Raw genomic sequence first — 14,543 nt, forward strand, 5'->3', positions numbered from 1 at the left:
GCAGACCAAACCGTTATCGCTGGGGCAGCCGCACGAGGTCCGGCGGCTGTGCTCACCGTGCGGCTGTCCCAAGCAGGGGATCAGGGAATAACTTTCCGTGCTTTCAGGTCGTCGAAGATCTGAACGAACATGGATTCGGTGTCTATATGGCGATTGAATCCGAGGCGACGCGCCTTGGATCCGTCTGCGATCACGTCGTAGTCCCAGGCAAACACGAAATCACCGAAACCCCAAGAAGATACCTCGGCATACGTGACGTCGGCTAGTCCGTTCTCGTTCACGATCGCATCCCACACCGGCTCTTTGTCTGCCATGACGGTATCGAGTGACATCGGCAGCGGAGTTGCAACGTCCAAAGCGAAGTACGTCGCGATCTTCGGCCACAAATCATTCCACCGGAAGAGATCACCGTTGTTGATGTTGAAAGCCTGATTGGCGCATTCGGACGTCGTCGCCGCCCACACGGTCGCTTCTGCCAATAAACCCGCGTCCGTCATCTCCAACAGAGAGTTGTACGCCCCTAGTTTGCCGGGGAACCTCATCGGAACCCCCAGCTTCGCGCACATCGTTGCGTACACGGCTATAACCAGCGCCAGATTCATGGGGTTCCCCAGTGCGAACCCGCATACCACCGAGGGGCGTATCGCCGACCACGTCCAGTTCTTGCCCTGCTGGCGCGTCTCCAAGAAGTTCTGTTGGTCGACGTTGAACTCGGGAGGCATGTGCGGTGGATCACTCTCACGGGCAGGCGTTTTGAATGGTCCCAGGTGCGCTCCATAGACCTTGTATCCCTGCATCAGGCTGACGTGCTCAAGCGCCGGCGAGCTATCTTCGATGACGCACACCACATTGACCAACATGGCAAGATTCGGCGGTACGAGCTCCGCCCAGGTAGGCCGGTCTTGATACGCGGCATAGAAAATGTGGGTCACCTCGGTAAGCCCGGCGAGTTTCCGGCGCGTGTCCTCGATGTCGAGCAGATCGACCGCGATGTGTCGTAGATTTTCGCCATCGTCGCCACCACGGCGTGAGAGGCCGACGATGTCCCAGTCTCCGCTCTGCTGTAGATGGTCGACGAGGTTGCCTCCGATCACCCCCCGAGCTCCAACTACGACCGCTTGGCGTCTTCTCTGGTTCATGTCCGCTCCTGTCATCGTATCGCGATATTGCGATATTGCGATTGAACCACACATATCGGGATATCGCGATATCGAGTACAGTGGCACGGGTGAGCAAGCAACTGGATGCGGTGGAACTAGCTGCGGTCTTCAGCGCGCTGGGGAATCCGGCACGGCTGGCTATTTTGCGATCCCTCAAGGATCCTGGCAGCTTCCCGCCTCAGTCGGAACCGGCGGAGGAAGTCGGAGTGTGTCTCAAGCACATACAGTCACGTGCGGGGGTTTCGCAGTCGACCGCGTCTCAATATATGGCAGTGTTGCAACGCGCAAATCTGGTGGTGAGCACGAAGATCGGGCCGTGGATTCATTACAAGCGAAACGCTGATTACCTCCAACGGCTTACGGAAACGATTCGTATCGATCTGTAAATGGTCACCGCATATGGAGTGCCAGGGCCTGAGCATGGCTGTGTCTGGCCAGTCTGAGTCAGAAGTCACGTCCCGGTTCGAGGCATTCGCTTCCCGCGCCGTGCGCTACTGACCATCCCAGAATTGCGTACAGGTGGATTCCAGATGGCACCGGCTGCTCATGAAGGAAGCTGGAGTGCTGCCCGAATTTCATAACTCGTACGAAGATTGCAGGTACCGAGGACAACCGGTTCTGCGTCATCGACAACGCAGGCGCGCCGGAAGGGTTCAGCCTGGACCTGCCCGGCGCTCTCTGACCTGACTGTCGGCCGGGTTCGGTATGGACGCGCACAGCGCCGGCCGGCCGGCCGGAATCAACGCTCGTGGTTCCCGGGTCCGAGACCGGTTCGATGTACGAACACATGCGGGCCGAGCAGGAACCGATGCCGTGGATTCTCAGACGCGGTCGCGTGGTGCCCGGCGAAAAGGGAGCACGGGGGAGTCGCTTCGATCCCATCATCAGCGCCCGTCGCCGTGCTCGGGTTTGCAAAGTTGATCGTTGACGGCGTTGACATAGAAACTCAGTTTGCCGATGTGTTCGGGTTCAGCCTGACCGACTTTGAGTTCGAAGACCACGAACCGGCGTAGTCCCAGGTGGAAGAACAGTAGGTCCAGAAAATGGTCCCGCTGACCTGTGGCGATCTTGTACTGGCGGCCTACGAAGGCGAACTCGGCACCGAGTTCGCTCAGGAAATGGGTGAGACGACCGATCAGTGCGTCTTCGAGTTCGTGTTCACTGTGCACGGAGTCGAGGTTGTACGGGTCCTGGAGAATGCTGTGGGCCAGATCCGACTCGTGTGCAGCTAACGTGGCAGGGAAGTTGTTCGGTGCACTCCCCACTCGGAGGTGTCGTCGGGAACTGATGTGATGGGTCAGCGTGGCGCGTGATCAGCCGTGATGTACGGCTTGTACGGCTCGTTCGGCGTTCCAGTTGCGTGTCGCAGCGTCCGGAACACGATCGAGTAAGACGGTGACATGGCCCCAGGGCAAGTGCGCAACAGCGTGTTGCGCACTTGGTTCGGGAAACTCACCAGCGAAGGTTCGCATGTACACCAGATTGCGCTGCGAGAGTCCCCGCATCTGGGGGAACTCGGTCCGCAGGTCGTCGGCGAGACGGGCGATGACCTTCGTACCCCACCCTTCGTGTTCCTGGCGCCGACGAATCGACATGCCGATCTGCCAGTACAGCTCGATGAGCTCGGTGTTGACTGCGCGTGCAACCTGTACGCGGGCGCGCCGCACCTGCGTCTTGATCTGTTCGAGCAAATCGCCGTATCCGGTCGGCTCGATCCGATCCTCGCGTGCACTCATCGGCTTCATCCTCGCACGGGGAGGGCGGTCGGTGCTGCGTCCGACGAGATGGTGCTGTGTCCGACGAGGCGGCGCGGCAGAAGGTCGGTCCATCGGCTCGACTGTCGTGCAACGCGCCGGTGCCGTCGCGCCGTCCGTGTTGCCCGAGAGGAAACCCGAACACCGATATGAAACCCTTATGTCAAGCCGACCAGGGGCCTATTCGCACGCTCGGCATCGGACGAATTGTTATGCAACAACAGGATTCGCCGGTGTTATCGCCGTCCAGCAGACCAGGTAGATGTCGTTGGAGTCGATCACCGGCAGCACAGGCGGCGCGGGAGGCGGAGTCAGCCCGCGAAGATCAGCCAAGTCCCGCAACGCAAGAACTCTGTCGCGGTCCGATACGCCTGCCATGGTCAGCTCGCGGCGAATCTCGCGTTGAATACGCAACGCATACGGTGCATTGAGCCTGGTCGCCAGCGAATCCTGCAGATCGCCGAGAAAGCTGCCGTGATCGCGAACCAGAGCTGCCGCATCGCGCATCACCCGCGGTACCTGAGCTGCGAGATTCGCAGGGTCGGTCTGATACATCCACTGCGTGTGGATGTGCTGCTGCGCTATCGCCCACGCGGCGAACGCTGCCTCGTACATGGTTTCGCCCAGGATCACCGGCGTCGTCTCGACCTGGGGGTCGGCGTGCGCCAGGCACGACAGAGTGTCCTCGACAACGACGGGATCGTCGCCGACAGTCTGCACGGTCAAGTCCGCATTCAGGGGGACATATCGATACCAGGGCTTCGCGTGGTCACCGATGCGCGCGCAGAACACGAAGCCAGGATCGGCTCCTGCTCGCGCGAAGCCGGTGCCCGAGCCCCACGGCAGGGCGAGGACGCGATGCTTGGTGTTCGTGTCGCGGAACGCATTGGCCAGTCGCCTGCGGTATTCCTCTCCGGAGAGCGTGGCGTTGCCGTCATCGTTGAACAGCGCCGCTTCTTCCCGCCGGATCTGCTCGATGCGCTCTCGTGTGTCGGTGATGCTGCGATCGACCGGGTCGACGCCGGGGAGGACTTCACCGACACCGATCGACGCCGCCGCCTGTTTGAGCTTGCGTTGCAACCGTTCTTCCAAGCGCAGCAGCCTGTCGAGGTCGACGTCAGGGAAGAAACACCGCATGAACACTTCCGTGTGCGGTGATCCGATGCGGTCGATGCGGCCATGGCGCTGCACCAGACGCATCGGGTTCCAGGGCAGGTCGTAGTTGATGATGTGCCGAGCCTGCTGCAGATTGACGCCTTCGGCGAGAACGTCGGTGGTCACGATGAGGTCGTACTTGTCTTCTTCCACGCCGGTTCCGGCGGTGAGCGGCGCGAAACCGATGATGACGTCGGACCGGTTGATCTTGTCCGGACCGCTCACGGTGACCGCGCGTCCCTGGTACACCGCAAGCCGCGGATCCGTTTGTATCGCACCCACCAAGGCAGCCTCGAGATATCGCGCGGTGTCCGCGAAGTACGTGAACACCAGAACCTTGCGCTTGTTGCAGGTGTCCTGCTCACCGATGCCCTCGGCAGTGGCGTCGTGGGCGATGGCGGCGAGCTCCTCGACGAGGGCCTTGATCTTGGGATCGGTGCCCGAATGGACCGTGCGTACCCGGAGCTCGAATGCTTCGAGCAGAGCGCGGTCCGCGCGCACGGCGTCGGTGAGCGCCACGACATCGTAGTCAGCGGCAGGAGCGACACCGTCCAGATCGTCCAATGAGTCCATCCACTCGTCGACGTCCTCGACGTTGGTCGTCGCCCACTCCCGCAGGGTGTCGCCGGTCAGGACGAGGCCAGCGTCCAGTGCGGCGAGAAACTGATCGTGGGAGCCGATCATCTTGCCGACGGTGCGTTCGAACGCAAACGACGACGACTCGAATCGCTTGAGCAGACCTGACCGGAGCAGACCCGCATTCTGAGCCTCGTACTGCTCGGTGTCGCCGTCCTTGCGAAAGCGGGAAGGCACGTACCGCGCCATAGTCAGCACCGCGCCGGGGTCGTCGAGGATCACACCGGCGGCGAGGGCATCGGAATCGGCGTCATCCTGCACGTTCGCGCCGAGCGCGATCGCGAGGTCGTCGAACACTCCGGGCAGTACCTCGTTGAGGTTGTAATCAACCTTGACCACCCGGCAGGTCGGGAACGTGATCTCCTTCTCGACACCGTTGATGATGATCTTGTCCCCGACGTAGTGGTTCTTGACGAACCGACGGGTGCGGCGAACGGCCACTTCGTCGAGAACGTCGAACAGATGCTCGGGGGAGAGATCATCGGGATTCATCGCGATTGCACGCTGAAAGTACGCGCGAAGCGAGGGGATACCGATATCGCCGAACGCAGCGTCGTTCGGCGCGAAATACGTGATCAAGTTGTACAGATCTCCGAGACTGTTGTTGACCGGCGTCGCAGTCAGTTCGACGAGATCCTTCGGATTGGGCCCGGACAGCAACTGCCGCATCGCATCTGCGCGCAGCGTCTTGTCGTTGCGGAGCGCGTGGGCCTCGTCGACGACCACCATGGCGTATTCGTCGAGCGCTTGCAGCCTCGCTGTTCGTGCACCTGCATCTTCGATGTCAGCGACCAGCTGCTCGAACGACAGAACGTCGGCGCGCAGATTCTTCTCCCGCAGGAACGGTGTCCACGTCGAATCACGCAAAGTTGCAGGGCAGATGATGAGTACCTTCTGGCGGCGATCGAAGACGGCCTCGTGGATCAGCTCGCCGGCAAGGAAGGTCTTGCCGAGTCCGACTTCGTCGGCGATGAGGACGCCTTTACGCCGTGCGAGAATGCGGCGGGCGCGCCAGACACCGTCTGCCTGGAAGGCCGTCAAACCCAGTCGGGAGGAGATGGCGGTCTCTTCGTCGAGGTCAGCTCCGTAGAGCTCGAACAGCATTCGGAGGAACACATCCCACGGTTGGTGCTGTGACCAGCGAGCCTCGAACAAGGCAGCCAGATCGTAGGGTGCCGACGCCTCCCACTGCTCGTTGAACCAGTCCAATACTTGGTTGACAGTGTGAGGGTCGTATTTGCCGAGGTTGAGTTCTTTGTTCTTGGCAAGGCCCGCGTAGGTGAAGTTCGACGATCCGGCGATGACGCCCGTCGCATCGGTCTCGACGATGAACGCTTTCCCATGCAAGAATCCGTCTTCGTAGCGTCGTACCTGCACAAAGGGGTTGTCTCTCAGCCATCGAACAAGGCGGCGGGCCTGGTTGTCAGCCTCTCGCGTAAAGCCGAGGAGGTCGCGATCCTCTTCGAGAGAACGACGGTGGCCCTCGAGCGCGCGTTGCACTTCCGGTGAGGGACCTCGGCGGCGGCGGCGTTCGGCCAGCGCGCGTACGCGGGGTCGGTCCTCGGCTTCGATTGGCTCGGCACCGAGTAGAAGCCTCACCCCTCCGGTTTGCTCGAGCTCATCGGCTAAGAGGTTGAACCCGCCTGGGTTGAAGTAGGCCGTAGCTATAGCGAGGGCCGGGGGAACGACGAGACGGGTGCGGAGGCCTCCCAGCAGGCCGTTTATCGCGTCCGCGACTCGTTCGATTCCTTCCTTGTTGGTGCTGAATTCCGCCCGATACGTTGCGGTGAGTTCGTCGTTGTTCACGTTGTTGCCTTGATCTTCCAAGAGTCGAAATGGCTCAGTACCGCGGTCAGACGTGGTTGGTAGTTCCACCCCCGGTGGAAGGTCTCGAAGACGTGCTCTACCTCTCCGCGGTCGAGGTCGTACAATAGGCTAACCAGTGCGTCGAGTTCGGCCACAAGATCAGATTTCATTCCTTCGTCGGTGACGGAACCGGTTTTGACACCGACCTCGTCTGCCCAATCGCTGTAGCGATCGTCTACAGCCGCCAGGCGGCCCGCAATCTCGACGACTCGAACGGCTACTGCACTGTCAGCTTCGGGTCGAGGTATTGGTAGGCCGTTCAAGATATGGAAGTTCATACTTATCTCGACCACTGTGCGGGCGATCCAGTCCAAGGGAATGCTGCACAAGATCCCCAGCAAATACGCCTCTTCGGCGCCGCTCCCGAACGGAAAGACGAAATATGGGGCCTTGTTGGTCGCCACTGTCCCAGGCGCGACCAAAGCTGCGCGCATTGTCCGCGTGTCGGTCGATCGCGTTATGTCTCTGAACATGATCCTCGGATGCAGGCAAGGAAGGGTGTCTATGTCGTGAATCACCGCTGGATCGAATTCAGAAAATGCAGATCGCGTGTACCGAAGGCCCCGCACCCGCCGAGCCTGCAGTTCGGCAATTACATGGTCAGGTTCGCCCCACCCATAATAAGTGCCGGTATCAGGTTCCCAAAGATCGAACGAAGCCCCCTTGTAGACCGGCCACCCCTCTGGGTTGCTCAAATCCAGTGAAAAATGCTTCTTGTCGCTCGTTGCGTGAAATTCAGTAACTGGCCGGGCGCGCCATCTGCCAAGTTTTGAGTCGAGCCGTGGTGCCTGACGCATTTTGACAAATATCTGTAGTGCAGTCACGTCCGGAATGGCTGGAAATGCAGCGCTTTCAGACCATGATATAAAGTCCTCTGCGAGGACGGTGGCTTTACCTATTTTAATTTTTTCTCGATACTCAGTTAACGACGCAAACGGGCCACGCAGTTGCAGGGCCCCCGAATGCTTACGGCCCTTACGGATCGCGACCAAACCAATAGTGTATTGGGGGTGAACTTCTTCAAAAACCCATTTCCCATGATTGACCAAAAGGGTGACGTCGGAGAAGGTTCCTCCAGTCAAAACTTCGTTTCGCCACTCTGCGCTTCCCGCCGCGCTTAGCGCACTGCGTGGCAACACTGTGCCGATAGCGCCGTCCTGGCGAGCTGTCTGCCAGAACCTCCAGGTGAAGGCCTTGTACAAGTCTGGGTCGCCTCTACCCATACCGGCAAATGGGCCGCTCAGGAGCGCTCGACGTAACAGGGCCGTTTCGACAACTTCAGCCTCATACTCAGATACAAGGTCGGCCCGAGTCGCCTCAAGCTCGGCAATCCGTTCTTTCTGCGCTTTCTGTGCCTGGCTCTTCAATCCTGGAAAACGCAGGGTCCACCAGCCCAATTTCTCAACTGTGGCTTCTTCCCATGGTGGGTTGCCGAGCAGAACATCGAAACCGGGATTCTGGCGGAGAAACACTTCAGGAAAGAGCACCGGAAAGTGCGCTGCCTTCAGGTGCTTTACCTGTTCGGCCACTTTGGGGTCCGCAGCAGCTCGAATAGCGACGTCTGGGGTCGCTACACGGCCTATCAAACCCAATCGTGTAGCGATGGCTGCGTCGAAGATTGCCGAGACGTCCTGCGCATCTCGCATAGCTTGGGCGTGTGCTTTGGCTGCTTCCCGCACTTCCTTCTTCGTCGCTTCGGAAGTACGGGCGACTCTTAATAGTCGCTCACGCGCAGTGTTCAACTCGTCGAGAATTTGATCCTCGAACATGCTGATGGTGCCGTCGCTCGTGTCGGGATCGAGGATGTCCAGTACCTCGTCGACGGTGGCGATTCCAGTCAAGCTGTTGCCGACGACAAGTCCGTGCGACAGTGAACTCATAGGGAGTCCGGGTACGAATGTGTGGATCCAAATCGCTAGGCGTGCCAGCTCCACGGCGATCAGATTCAAGTCCAGACCATATATACATCTGCGCGCGATCTGGCGCCGGAGCACCGCCCGGGATTCCAACTCGATGTCAAGTGATTCCGCACCTAGTGCTTCTTGGGCAGTAAGGGTCAACCGACGCAATTCCTCCGTCACCTCAGGGATCGGGCGGGTTGCCAGAAACGTTGCGAACCGATTCTCGATGCGATCGATTGCAGCGACGAGGAAGTGTCCGGATCCCATGGCGAGGTCGGCCACGCGAAAATCGAAGAACTTCTCAGCGGCCTGGGCGTCGTCACCTGACTCAAGCAATGTGGCGACGCCGGCAAGGTGTTCGGTCAGGGCTGGCTCAAGAGATGCGTCGAGCAGGTGCTCTACTGCGAACGCTTTCGTGAAGTAGGAGCCGGAGGCTTTACGTGATCCAGAGGCGTTGTGGAAGTAGACCTGGCCTGACGGGACTTCGATGGTCTCCGATGGCTTTGCAGGTAGATATGCTCCTGTCTTCTGATCGACTGTTAGGTCGTTGGGCGCGATACTGAGTGATGATTCGAGCAGGCCTTCGTAGATCGTGCCGAACTCGCGCACAGACAGAGATCGAAAGTCGACGGGACCAAACGTTCCATCCTCTCCGGTGTCGACGACAAGCGATCTCAGCGCTGGGCCGATCTCGGCGTTTGTCATCCGCATTGTGGCTATGGCTCTACCTGAAGGATGCACATCGTCACTGGCGAAAAGGCCACCGTTGTATGCCGGTACGCCCCATTCTTTGTTTCCGTCGTCGACTGCGCGCCAGATTGCTAGAAGGTCGTCCCACCGGTCGGTGGCGTCCGGATCGAAGATTATGTGAGGGTTTTCGGCCAGCTCGCGGGCTGTGGTCTTCAGTGCTTTCTTGGTGTAACGGGGGTTGCGTTGGTACGGAAGCAGACCCCTGTCCTCTGCGTATGAGACGAACAGCAATCGGAACAGGATGACCAGGGTCCGGTGGTATGCCTCGGCAAGATCGGCCTCCGAGGTTGCGCGCATCCGGTTGGCGACCGCAACGGCTAACTGTGGGACGACATCGACGTATACCCGGTCGCGGAGCCGCTTTCCCAGTGCGGCGGCGTGATCGGACGATGCGGCCAGTATTGCGGAAACACTGCCGTTGGAGCCCAGGGCGTCGGAGGAGAAGAGTAGTGGTAAGTACGCGGCGTCGTCGTCGGCCAACAATGCCAGGTCGAGTTCCGTGAACGTCTCTGCCTGGCCCTTGCGCCCGACGCCGACGTCAGGTTTTGCAGGGTAGAGCCGAATTTGGGTTCCTCTGGTCACCACGAGCCAAGGCAAACCCTGTTGCTGAGCGATCGCGAGACCCTGCGCGACCGGCGATACCGCGCCGAAGCGGGCGGTTGGGCGGTCGAACACCTCGTGGTCATCGAGCAGCACGGCAACCGCCCGGTGGGTATCGTTCGATGTCAGAATCAGCGCACTAGATCCGTGGGGAGTTACCTTGTACCCCAGACCACGGATCAAGTCGGTTCCGCGTTGCCGCAGCAGTGCACTTCCCTTTTCGCGTTCACTCTGCCAGTCCGGTCGCGTGGGAACGCCCGCCCTCAACTCGTGAGAGGCAAACAGCCCAGCATTGGTGAGGCCGGCCACCAACTGATCTTTCTGCCCGACAAGGAGTCGGTGAAAGGCGCGTTCGGCGTTAACCGGGTCTGGCGCAGCCAGCGCGGCCGTGCAAATCCGCTCGACCTGCGACAAGTCCAAGTCGGTTAGGACGACAGGGTCGTCCTTCGTCCCGCACACCGCGGCTTTATAGGCTCCGTCGACGATGTATGCGACTACAAGTACGACTGGTGCCGCCCGACGGCCCCATCTTGCAGCCCACAACCGACGGACCTCGTCGACCTTGGGTCGGGCTGCCGCAGAGGCCACTGCGATTTCGAGGGCGTCGATACCGTCCGCGATGAGCACCCTGTCGGTAGTAAGCGAAACTGGGGCACCGGATGGCTTTGCCCACGGGATTTCACGGACATCCGCGTCACCGAGGAATTGCTCGAAATCGCTCACTGAGCCTCCGTGTTTGGTACACCTACGACATGGTCAACGTTGATGACCCTAGTTTGCACATGATGAACGGAGGGGGATCGGCCTGCGTCCAGCGTGGCTCACGCACCGTGGTTTCGGGTTGGAAGCTGCTGCCCGCCCTCCTGACAAACCGGGCGTTCGGCCGAATCATCGAACCCTTGTTTTTCGGCGTGGGCTTGATCAAGGCACCATAGTGTCGCCACACCCCGATCGAGAGGCATGCCCTTGAAAGCCGACGCTTTGCCGCCGAAAGCCTTGTTCGATAGCGCGGTGCATTACGAAATACCGGTCTTTCAAAGACCGTACGTGTGGTCAGAAGTAGATCAGTGGGCACCGCTATGGGAGGACGTGCAGCGTGTCGTACTCAAAGTCCTCGACGCCGGTGAAGACCCGGACGCGCTCGAACGGGTGGGCGGACATTTCCTCGGAGCAATCGTCTTCAAATCCAAACCCGCGTCGTCCGGCGACGTCACGCGACACTCGGTCATCGATGGTCAGCAGCGCACTACGACGCTGCAACTGCTCCTCGACGCAGCACAGAAAGTGTTCGAGACGCTCGGGTATGTAGATGACGCAGAGGCTCTGAACGAGCTGACCTTCAACTCAGCAAACCGTTTCCGCAATAAACCAGACCGGCTCAAGCTCTGGCCGTCGCGCCTGGACAGAGATGCATTCGCTGCCGTCATGGACGCCGCTGACACGACTGCATTCGGCGATCATCGTGTGGTCCAAGCCCACAACTTCTTCAAGTCCGAGATCCATGCCTGGATCACTGATACGAACAGCGGTGCCGTCGGGGACGAGCTGCAACGGGTACGAGCTCTGACCGACGTGCTTCAATCTCGGCTGTACGTCGTGGCTATCAACTTGTCGGGCCACGACGACTCACAACTGATCTTTGAGACACTCAACGACCGCGGTACCCCCCTCTTGAAGGCAGATCTGGTCAAGAATTGGGTTTTTCAACAAGGTGAGCGGCTTCGAGCAGACATCGAGAACTGGCCAGAAAAGTTCTGGTCGGAGTTCGATGACGAGTGGTGGCGTGAGGAGGTTGCCCAAGGTCGTCACCTGCGGTCACGCATCGATACGTTTCTTCAGTACTGGCTCACTATGCGAACCCGCAATGAGGTCCTCACTGACGATACATTCAGAAGGTTTGTCGAGTATGCCGAAGCTTTGATGACCACGGTAACCGCGGCGGAAGGGTTGCTCAGCGAACTGCTGCTCGACGCTCGCAAGTACCGAGAGCTGGCCCAGAAGCCCTCGGATACTGCGGCCGGCAGGTTTCATCGCACGGTGGTGCAGGAGTTCGAGCTCGCTGCGACCACACCTCTGTTGCTGTGGATCATCTCCGACAACCACAAGATTCCCGAGGACCAGATTACGATCGCATTGTCGGCGCTCGAAAGTTGGGTGATACGCCGTACCTTGCTCCGATACACCATGAAAGACGTCAACAAGACAATGGTGTCGATACTGTCGATGTTCGACAAGGACGGTGCCGACAAGATCGGGACATTGGTGCGCGGGTTCCTGACGATTCAGACGGCCGACGCCAGACTGTGGCCGACGGATTCTGAACTGGTCGAACGCGTTCCGGAGCTAAGGATGTATGCGAACATTCGGCAGAACCGGTTGAGAGTGGTACTCGAACGCATTGAGCAGCTGCTCCGGACGAAACGGCACGAGAGCGTCACCATTGCCGAGCCGTTGCAGATTGAGCATGTGATGCCGCAGAAGTGGAGAAAGCACTGGGACGAAAACCCGTCACTCGACGACGCGGCCACGCGACGGCGGGATTCCGCGGTCAATACTTTGGGGAACTTGACCCTTGTGACGCAGGGCCTCAATGGATCGCTCTCGCATCGCCCGTGGACCGATAGCGAGGCCGTGAAAGTGGCTCCCACAGGTAAGGAAGCGGGGCGGGGCAAGCGATCGTTACTCAGCAAGTTCAGTGTGTTGGTGCTCAATAAGGAGATTATTGACCGTCACGCCGAGACGTGGACTGAGTCGGACATCAACAACCGGTCGGTCGAGCTGGCCAAGAGCATCTGCGAAGCATGGCCCGGTCCGAACCCGATTGCGAGCACAACACCATAGGCGTGGTTGTTAGAACCACGAGTGGGTCTCGGCTGCTGGTGGGCCTATTTTGCCTTCGTCGATCACGTACCCTCTGGATAAGGGTGGTTGCGTGCGGGGCGTTCACGCGGTGCAATCTCGACGAGGAAGTCGTTGCGACACGGGCGTGACGGTCTGTAGGTGCCGACGAAGGTGACCATGACGGCGCTGCCGCTGCCGGATGCACCACCGTCGAGTGATTCCCGTCCGATGTTGAAGGTCTCTGCAATGTCGCGGCCATCACTGCCCACCCTGACGCTGCCGTAGTGGACAAACTCTACGAATGTGCCGTTGTCGGCGGTCACAGTGGCGGCCACCGTCCGACCGAGCTGGGTTGAGGTTGATCGCATAGTCGGGCACCTCGGCGGCCCTCGCCTCGGTTCAACATCGAGCGCCCCGGCCAACAACGAGGATGACGTACTCACCCAGCGCCGTATGCCTGCCAGAGTCGACAATGTCCCACAAATGCGAACGTGACGCGACCTTCACTCGACCGTCGAAAAACAGGCTGACCCAGTCGACGCCGTTGCTGAGTACGTGCGCTCCGAAAGCGGGGCAGGGTTACGTGGTCGTCGATCGCACTAAGAACGGTGCCGGCAAGAGCAAGTAGAACTCCTGTCCTATAGACAACCCGCGTCTCGGAAGGGGCGCGGGTTGTCCGGCTGAATGAACGGACAAGGGCAAGGAGCTAAAACGAGTCGCCGCAGTCGTCGTCGCTTTCCGCCGGTTGGGGGAGGTTCCGAGGGTGTACGAGAACTCGCGAAATTGCCGGCCAGGCAACGCTCGATCCTTGAGGTGATTTTAGGCGCGTTTCCTCGCGCCTGGCAAAATGATCTTCATTGCCGATGATCGATGAGACCGGGGCCTCGATGGCACTGCTGGCCCATCGAGGCCCCGGTCTCATCATTTACTTAGGAACTACCGCCGTATCCGGTAGCTGCAAAGTTGAGTATCGCGATCCCCAACGTCACTACGGGCACTGGTCCTAGGATGGCCCATCCAATCAGAACGAACACGACGACCAGCAAAATCAAGGTCATCGGGTGAGCGTAGAACCACCAGAATGTCCCTTCTGGCTTACCGTCATTATTGCTACTATGGTTACTATTGTTTCTACCAATCATATTCTTTACCTTCACTTTTCATGTTATCAGCGTTGTGCAACGCCTCCTTGTTTTCGGATTGTTCAATGGACTATGAGCGCGCTCAAGTATACTGAATTTGATTGCTGGTCAAAGGATTTGACAGCATAGAGGTCTCCGATTTTGCCTCCGGTTACAGTCTAGTTGATCGTTGGCCAGGGTGAAATACGTTGTGACGGCGTGAAAAGAACGCTTCCGGGAGTGTTTTTCGGTGGTTTGCGTGTCATGTTGCGAGCCGCATTCGCGGGGCCGTATATCGAATACGGGAAAAGATCATCAGATCTCTGGGGGCGACCGTGGCTCGTCTAATTCCAAAAAACCTGAAGGGCTATCAGGATCTTTGTAACGTCTTTGTAACGATGTTTTGGTGCGTCATCCGACGCAGCAAAATCGGGGGGATCTCAGATCAGAGGTCCGACTGACGCGGCGAAGTTCGCTACGGTCCCGACCGCCAGCAAGACGACACCTGCCCAGCCGGCGCCACTCCCGGCTGTGCGCTGGAGTTGAAACTCTGGATCATAGACAGGACCCCACGCTGTGATCGCCCCAACTATGAGTTCCAGATCTTCGTCGAGTGACAGCCCTGGCTGCGAACGCTGCAGCTCCGCTTCCTGTTCGGCTTCCTTCGCTACCCGAATCCAACGTTCAAACTCTCTGTTGAGGCGACGGTCACGACGTATGTCCGCGACAACAAGGGCTATACCCAGAAGTTGGGTCAAG

The 14,543-nt window shown here is 59.3% G+C and carries 10 protein-coding genes; 2 read left to right on the top strand and 8 right to left on the bottom strand.

The genetic code is table 11. The features are described from left to right. Positions 1–80: 80 nt before the first annotated feature. Positions 81–1,139, bottom strand: a complete 1,059-nt coding sequence (locus ABIB36_RS20935) for an SDR family oxidoreductase (RefSeq protein WP_354563301.1) — start codon at positions 1,137–1,139, stop codon at positions 81–83. 89 nt (positions 1,140–1,228) lie between these two features. Between ABIB36_RS20935 and ABIB36_RS20940 the strand changes: the two genes are divergently transcribed. Beyond that, positions 1,229–1,546 carry an ArsR/SmtB family transcription factor gene (locus ABIB36_RS20940; protein WP_354563298.1) on the top strand — a complete coding sequence of 106 codons (318 nt, stop codon included), beginning with the start codon at positions 1,229–1,231 and terminating at the stop codon, positions 1,544–1,546. 498 nt (positions 1,547–2,044) lie between these two features. Here ABIB36_RS20940 and ABIB36_RS20945 read toward each other — a convergent pair whose 3' ends face one another. The 4 genes from ABIB36_RS20945 to ABIB36_RS20960 form a co-directional block, all read right to left on the bottom strand. Then, on the bottom strand, positions 2,045–2,425 hold the full coding sequence (locus ABIB36_RS20945; RefSeq protein WP_354563296.1) for a PDDEXK nuclease domain-containing protein: 381 nt from the start codon (positions 2,423–2,425) through the stop codon (positions 2,045–2,047). Between the two features lie 48 nt (positions 2,426–2,473). Then, positions 2,474–2,896 carry a DUF1016 N-terminal domain-containing protein gene (locus ABIB36_RS20950; RefSeq protein ID WP_354563294.1) on the bottom strand — a complete coding sequence of 141 codons (423 nt, stop codon included), beginning with the start codon at positions 2,894–2,896 and terminating at the stop codon, positions 2,474–2,476. Between the two features lie 228 nt (positions 2,897–3,124). Beyond that, complete coding sequence (locus tag ABIB36_RS20955; protein ID WP_354563292.1) at positions 3,125–6,511, bottom strand: helicase-related protein; 3,387 nt, start codon at positions 6,509–6,511, stop codon at positions 3,125–3,127. Further along, positions 6,508–10,236 (bottom strand): Eco57I restriction-modification methylase domain-containing protein, encoded by a 3,729-nt coding sequence (locus ABIB36_RS20960; RefSeq protein WP_354563290.1) that lies wholly within the window; start codon positions 10,234–10,236, stop codon positions 6,508–6,510. Before ABIB36_RS20960 ends, ABIB36_RS20955 begins: the two co-directional genes overlap by 4 nt. Before the next feature lie 546 nt (positions 10,237–10,782). Between ABIB36_RS20960 and ABIB36_RS20965 the strand changes: the two genes are divergently transcribed. Then, positions 10,783–12,663 (top strand): DUF262 domain-containing protein, encoded by a 1,881-nt coding sequence (locus ABIB36_RS20965; RefSeq protein WP_354563287.1) that lies wholly within the window; start codon positions 10,783–10,785, stop codon positions 12,661–12,663. Positions 12,664–12,725: 62 nt separating this feature from the next. Here ABIB36_RS20965 and ABIB36_RS20970 read toward each other — a convergent pair whose 3' ends face one another. From ABIB36_RS20970 to ABIB36_RS20980, 3 genes are all read right to left on the bottom strand, one after another. Further along, positions 12,726–13,031, bottom strand: a complete 306-nt coding sequence (locus ABIB36_RS20970) for a hypothetical protein (protein WP_354563285.1) — start codon at positions 13,029–13,031, stop codon at positions 12,726–12,728. Positions 13,032–13,592: 561 nt separating this feature from the next. Next, the gene (locus ABIB36_RS20975) at positions 13,593–13,721 is read right to left on the bottom strand and encodes a hypothetical protein (protein ID WP_354563283.1); all 129 of its coding nucleotides are present in this window, start codon (positions 13,719–13,721) and stop codon (positions 13,593–13,595) included. A 503-nt stretch (positions 13,722–14,224) separates the two neighbouring features. Further along, positions 14,225–14,542 (bottom strand): hypothetical protein, encoded by a 318-nt coding sequence (locus ABIB36_RS20980; RefSeq protein ID WP_354571681.1) that lies wholly within the window; start codon positions 14,540–14,542, stop codon positions 14,225–14,227. Position 14,543 lies beyond the last annotated feature (1 nt).

It is taken from the genome of Rhodococcus sp. UYP9 (genome assembly GCF_040547235.1).
Taxonomy (GTDB): Bacteria; Actinomycetota; Actinomycetes; order Mycobacteriales; family Mycobacteriaceae; genus Rhodococcoides.

Excerpts from the sequence above, each read along its gene's own strand:
- ABIB36_RS20965 (WP_354563287.1), top strand. The coding sequence starts at position 10,783 with ATGCCCTTGAAAGCCGACGCTTTGCCGCCGAAAGCCTTGTTCGATAGC.
- ABIB36_RS20970 (WP_354563285.1), bottom strand. The coding sequence starts at position 13,031 with ATGCGATCAACCTCAACCCAGCTCGGTCGGACGGTGGCCGCCACTGTG.
- ABIB36_RS20935 (WP_354563301.1), bottom strand. The coding sequence starts at position 1,139 with ATGAACCAGAGAAGACGCCAAGCGGTCGTAGTTGGAGCTCGGGGGGTG.
- ABIB36_RS20950 (WP_354563294.1), bottom strand. The coding sequence starts at position 2,896 with ATGAGTGCACGCGAGGATCGGATCGAGCCGACCGGATACGGCGATTTG.
- ABIB36_RS20975 (WP_354563283.1), bottom strand. The coding sequence starts at position 13,721 with ATGACCTTGATTTTGCTGGTCGTCGTGTTCGTTCTGATTGGATGGGCC.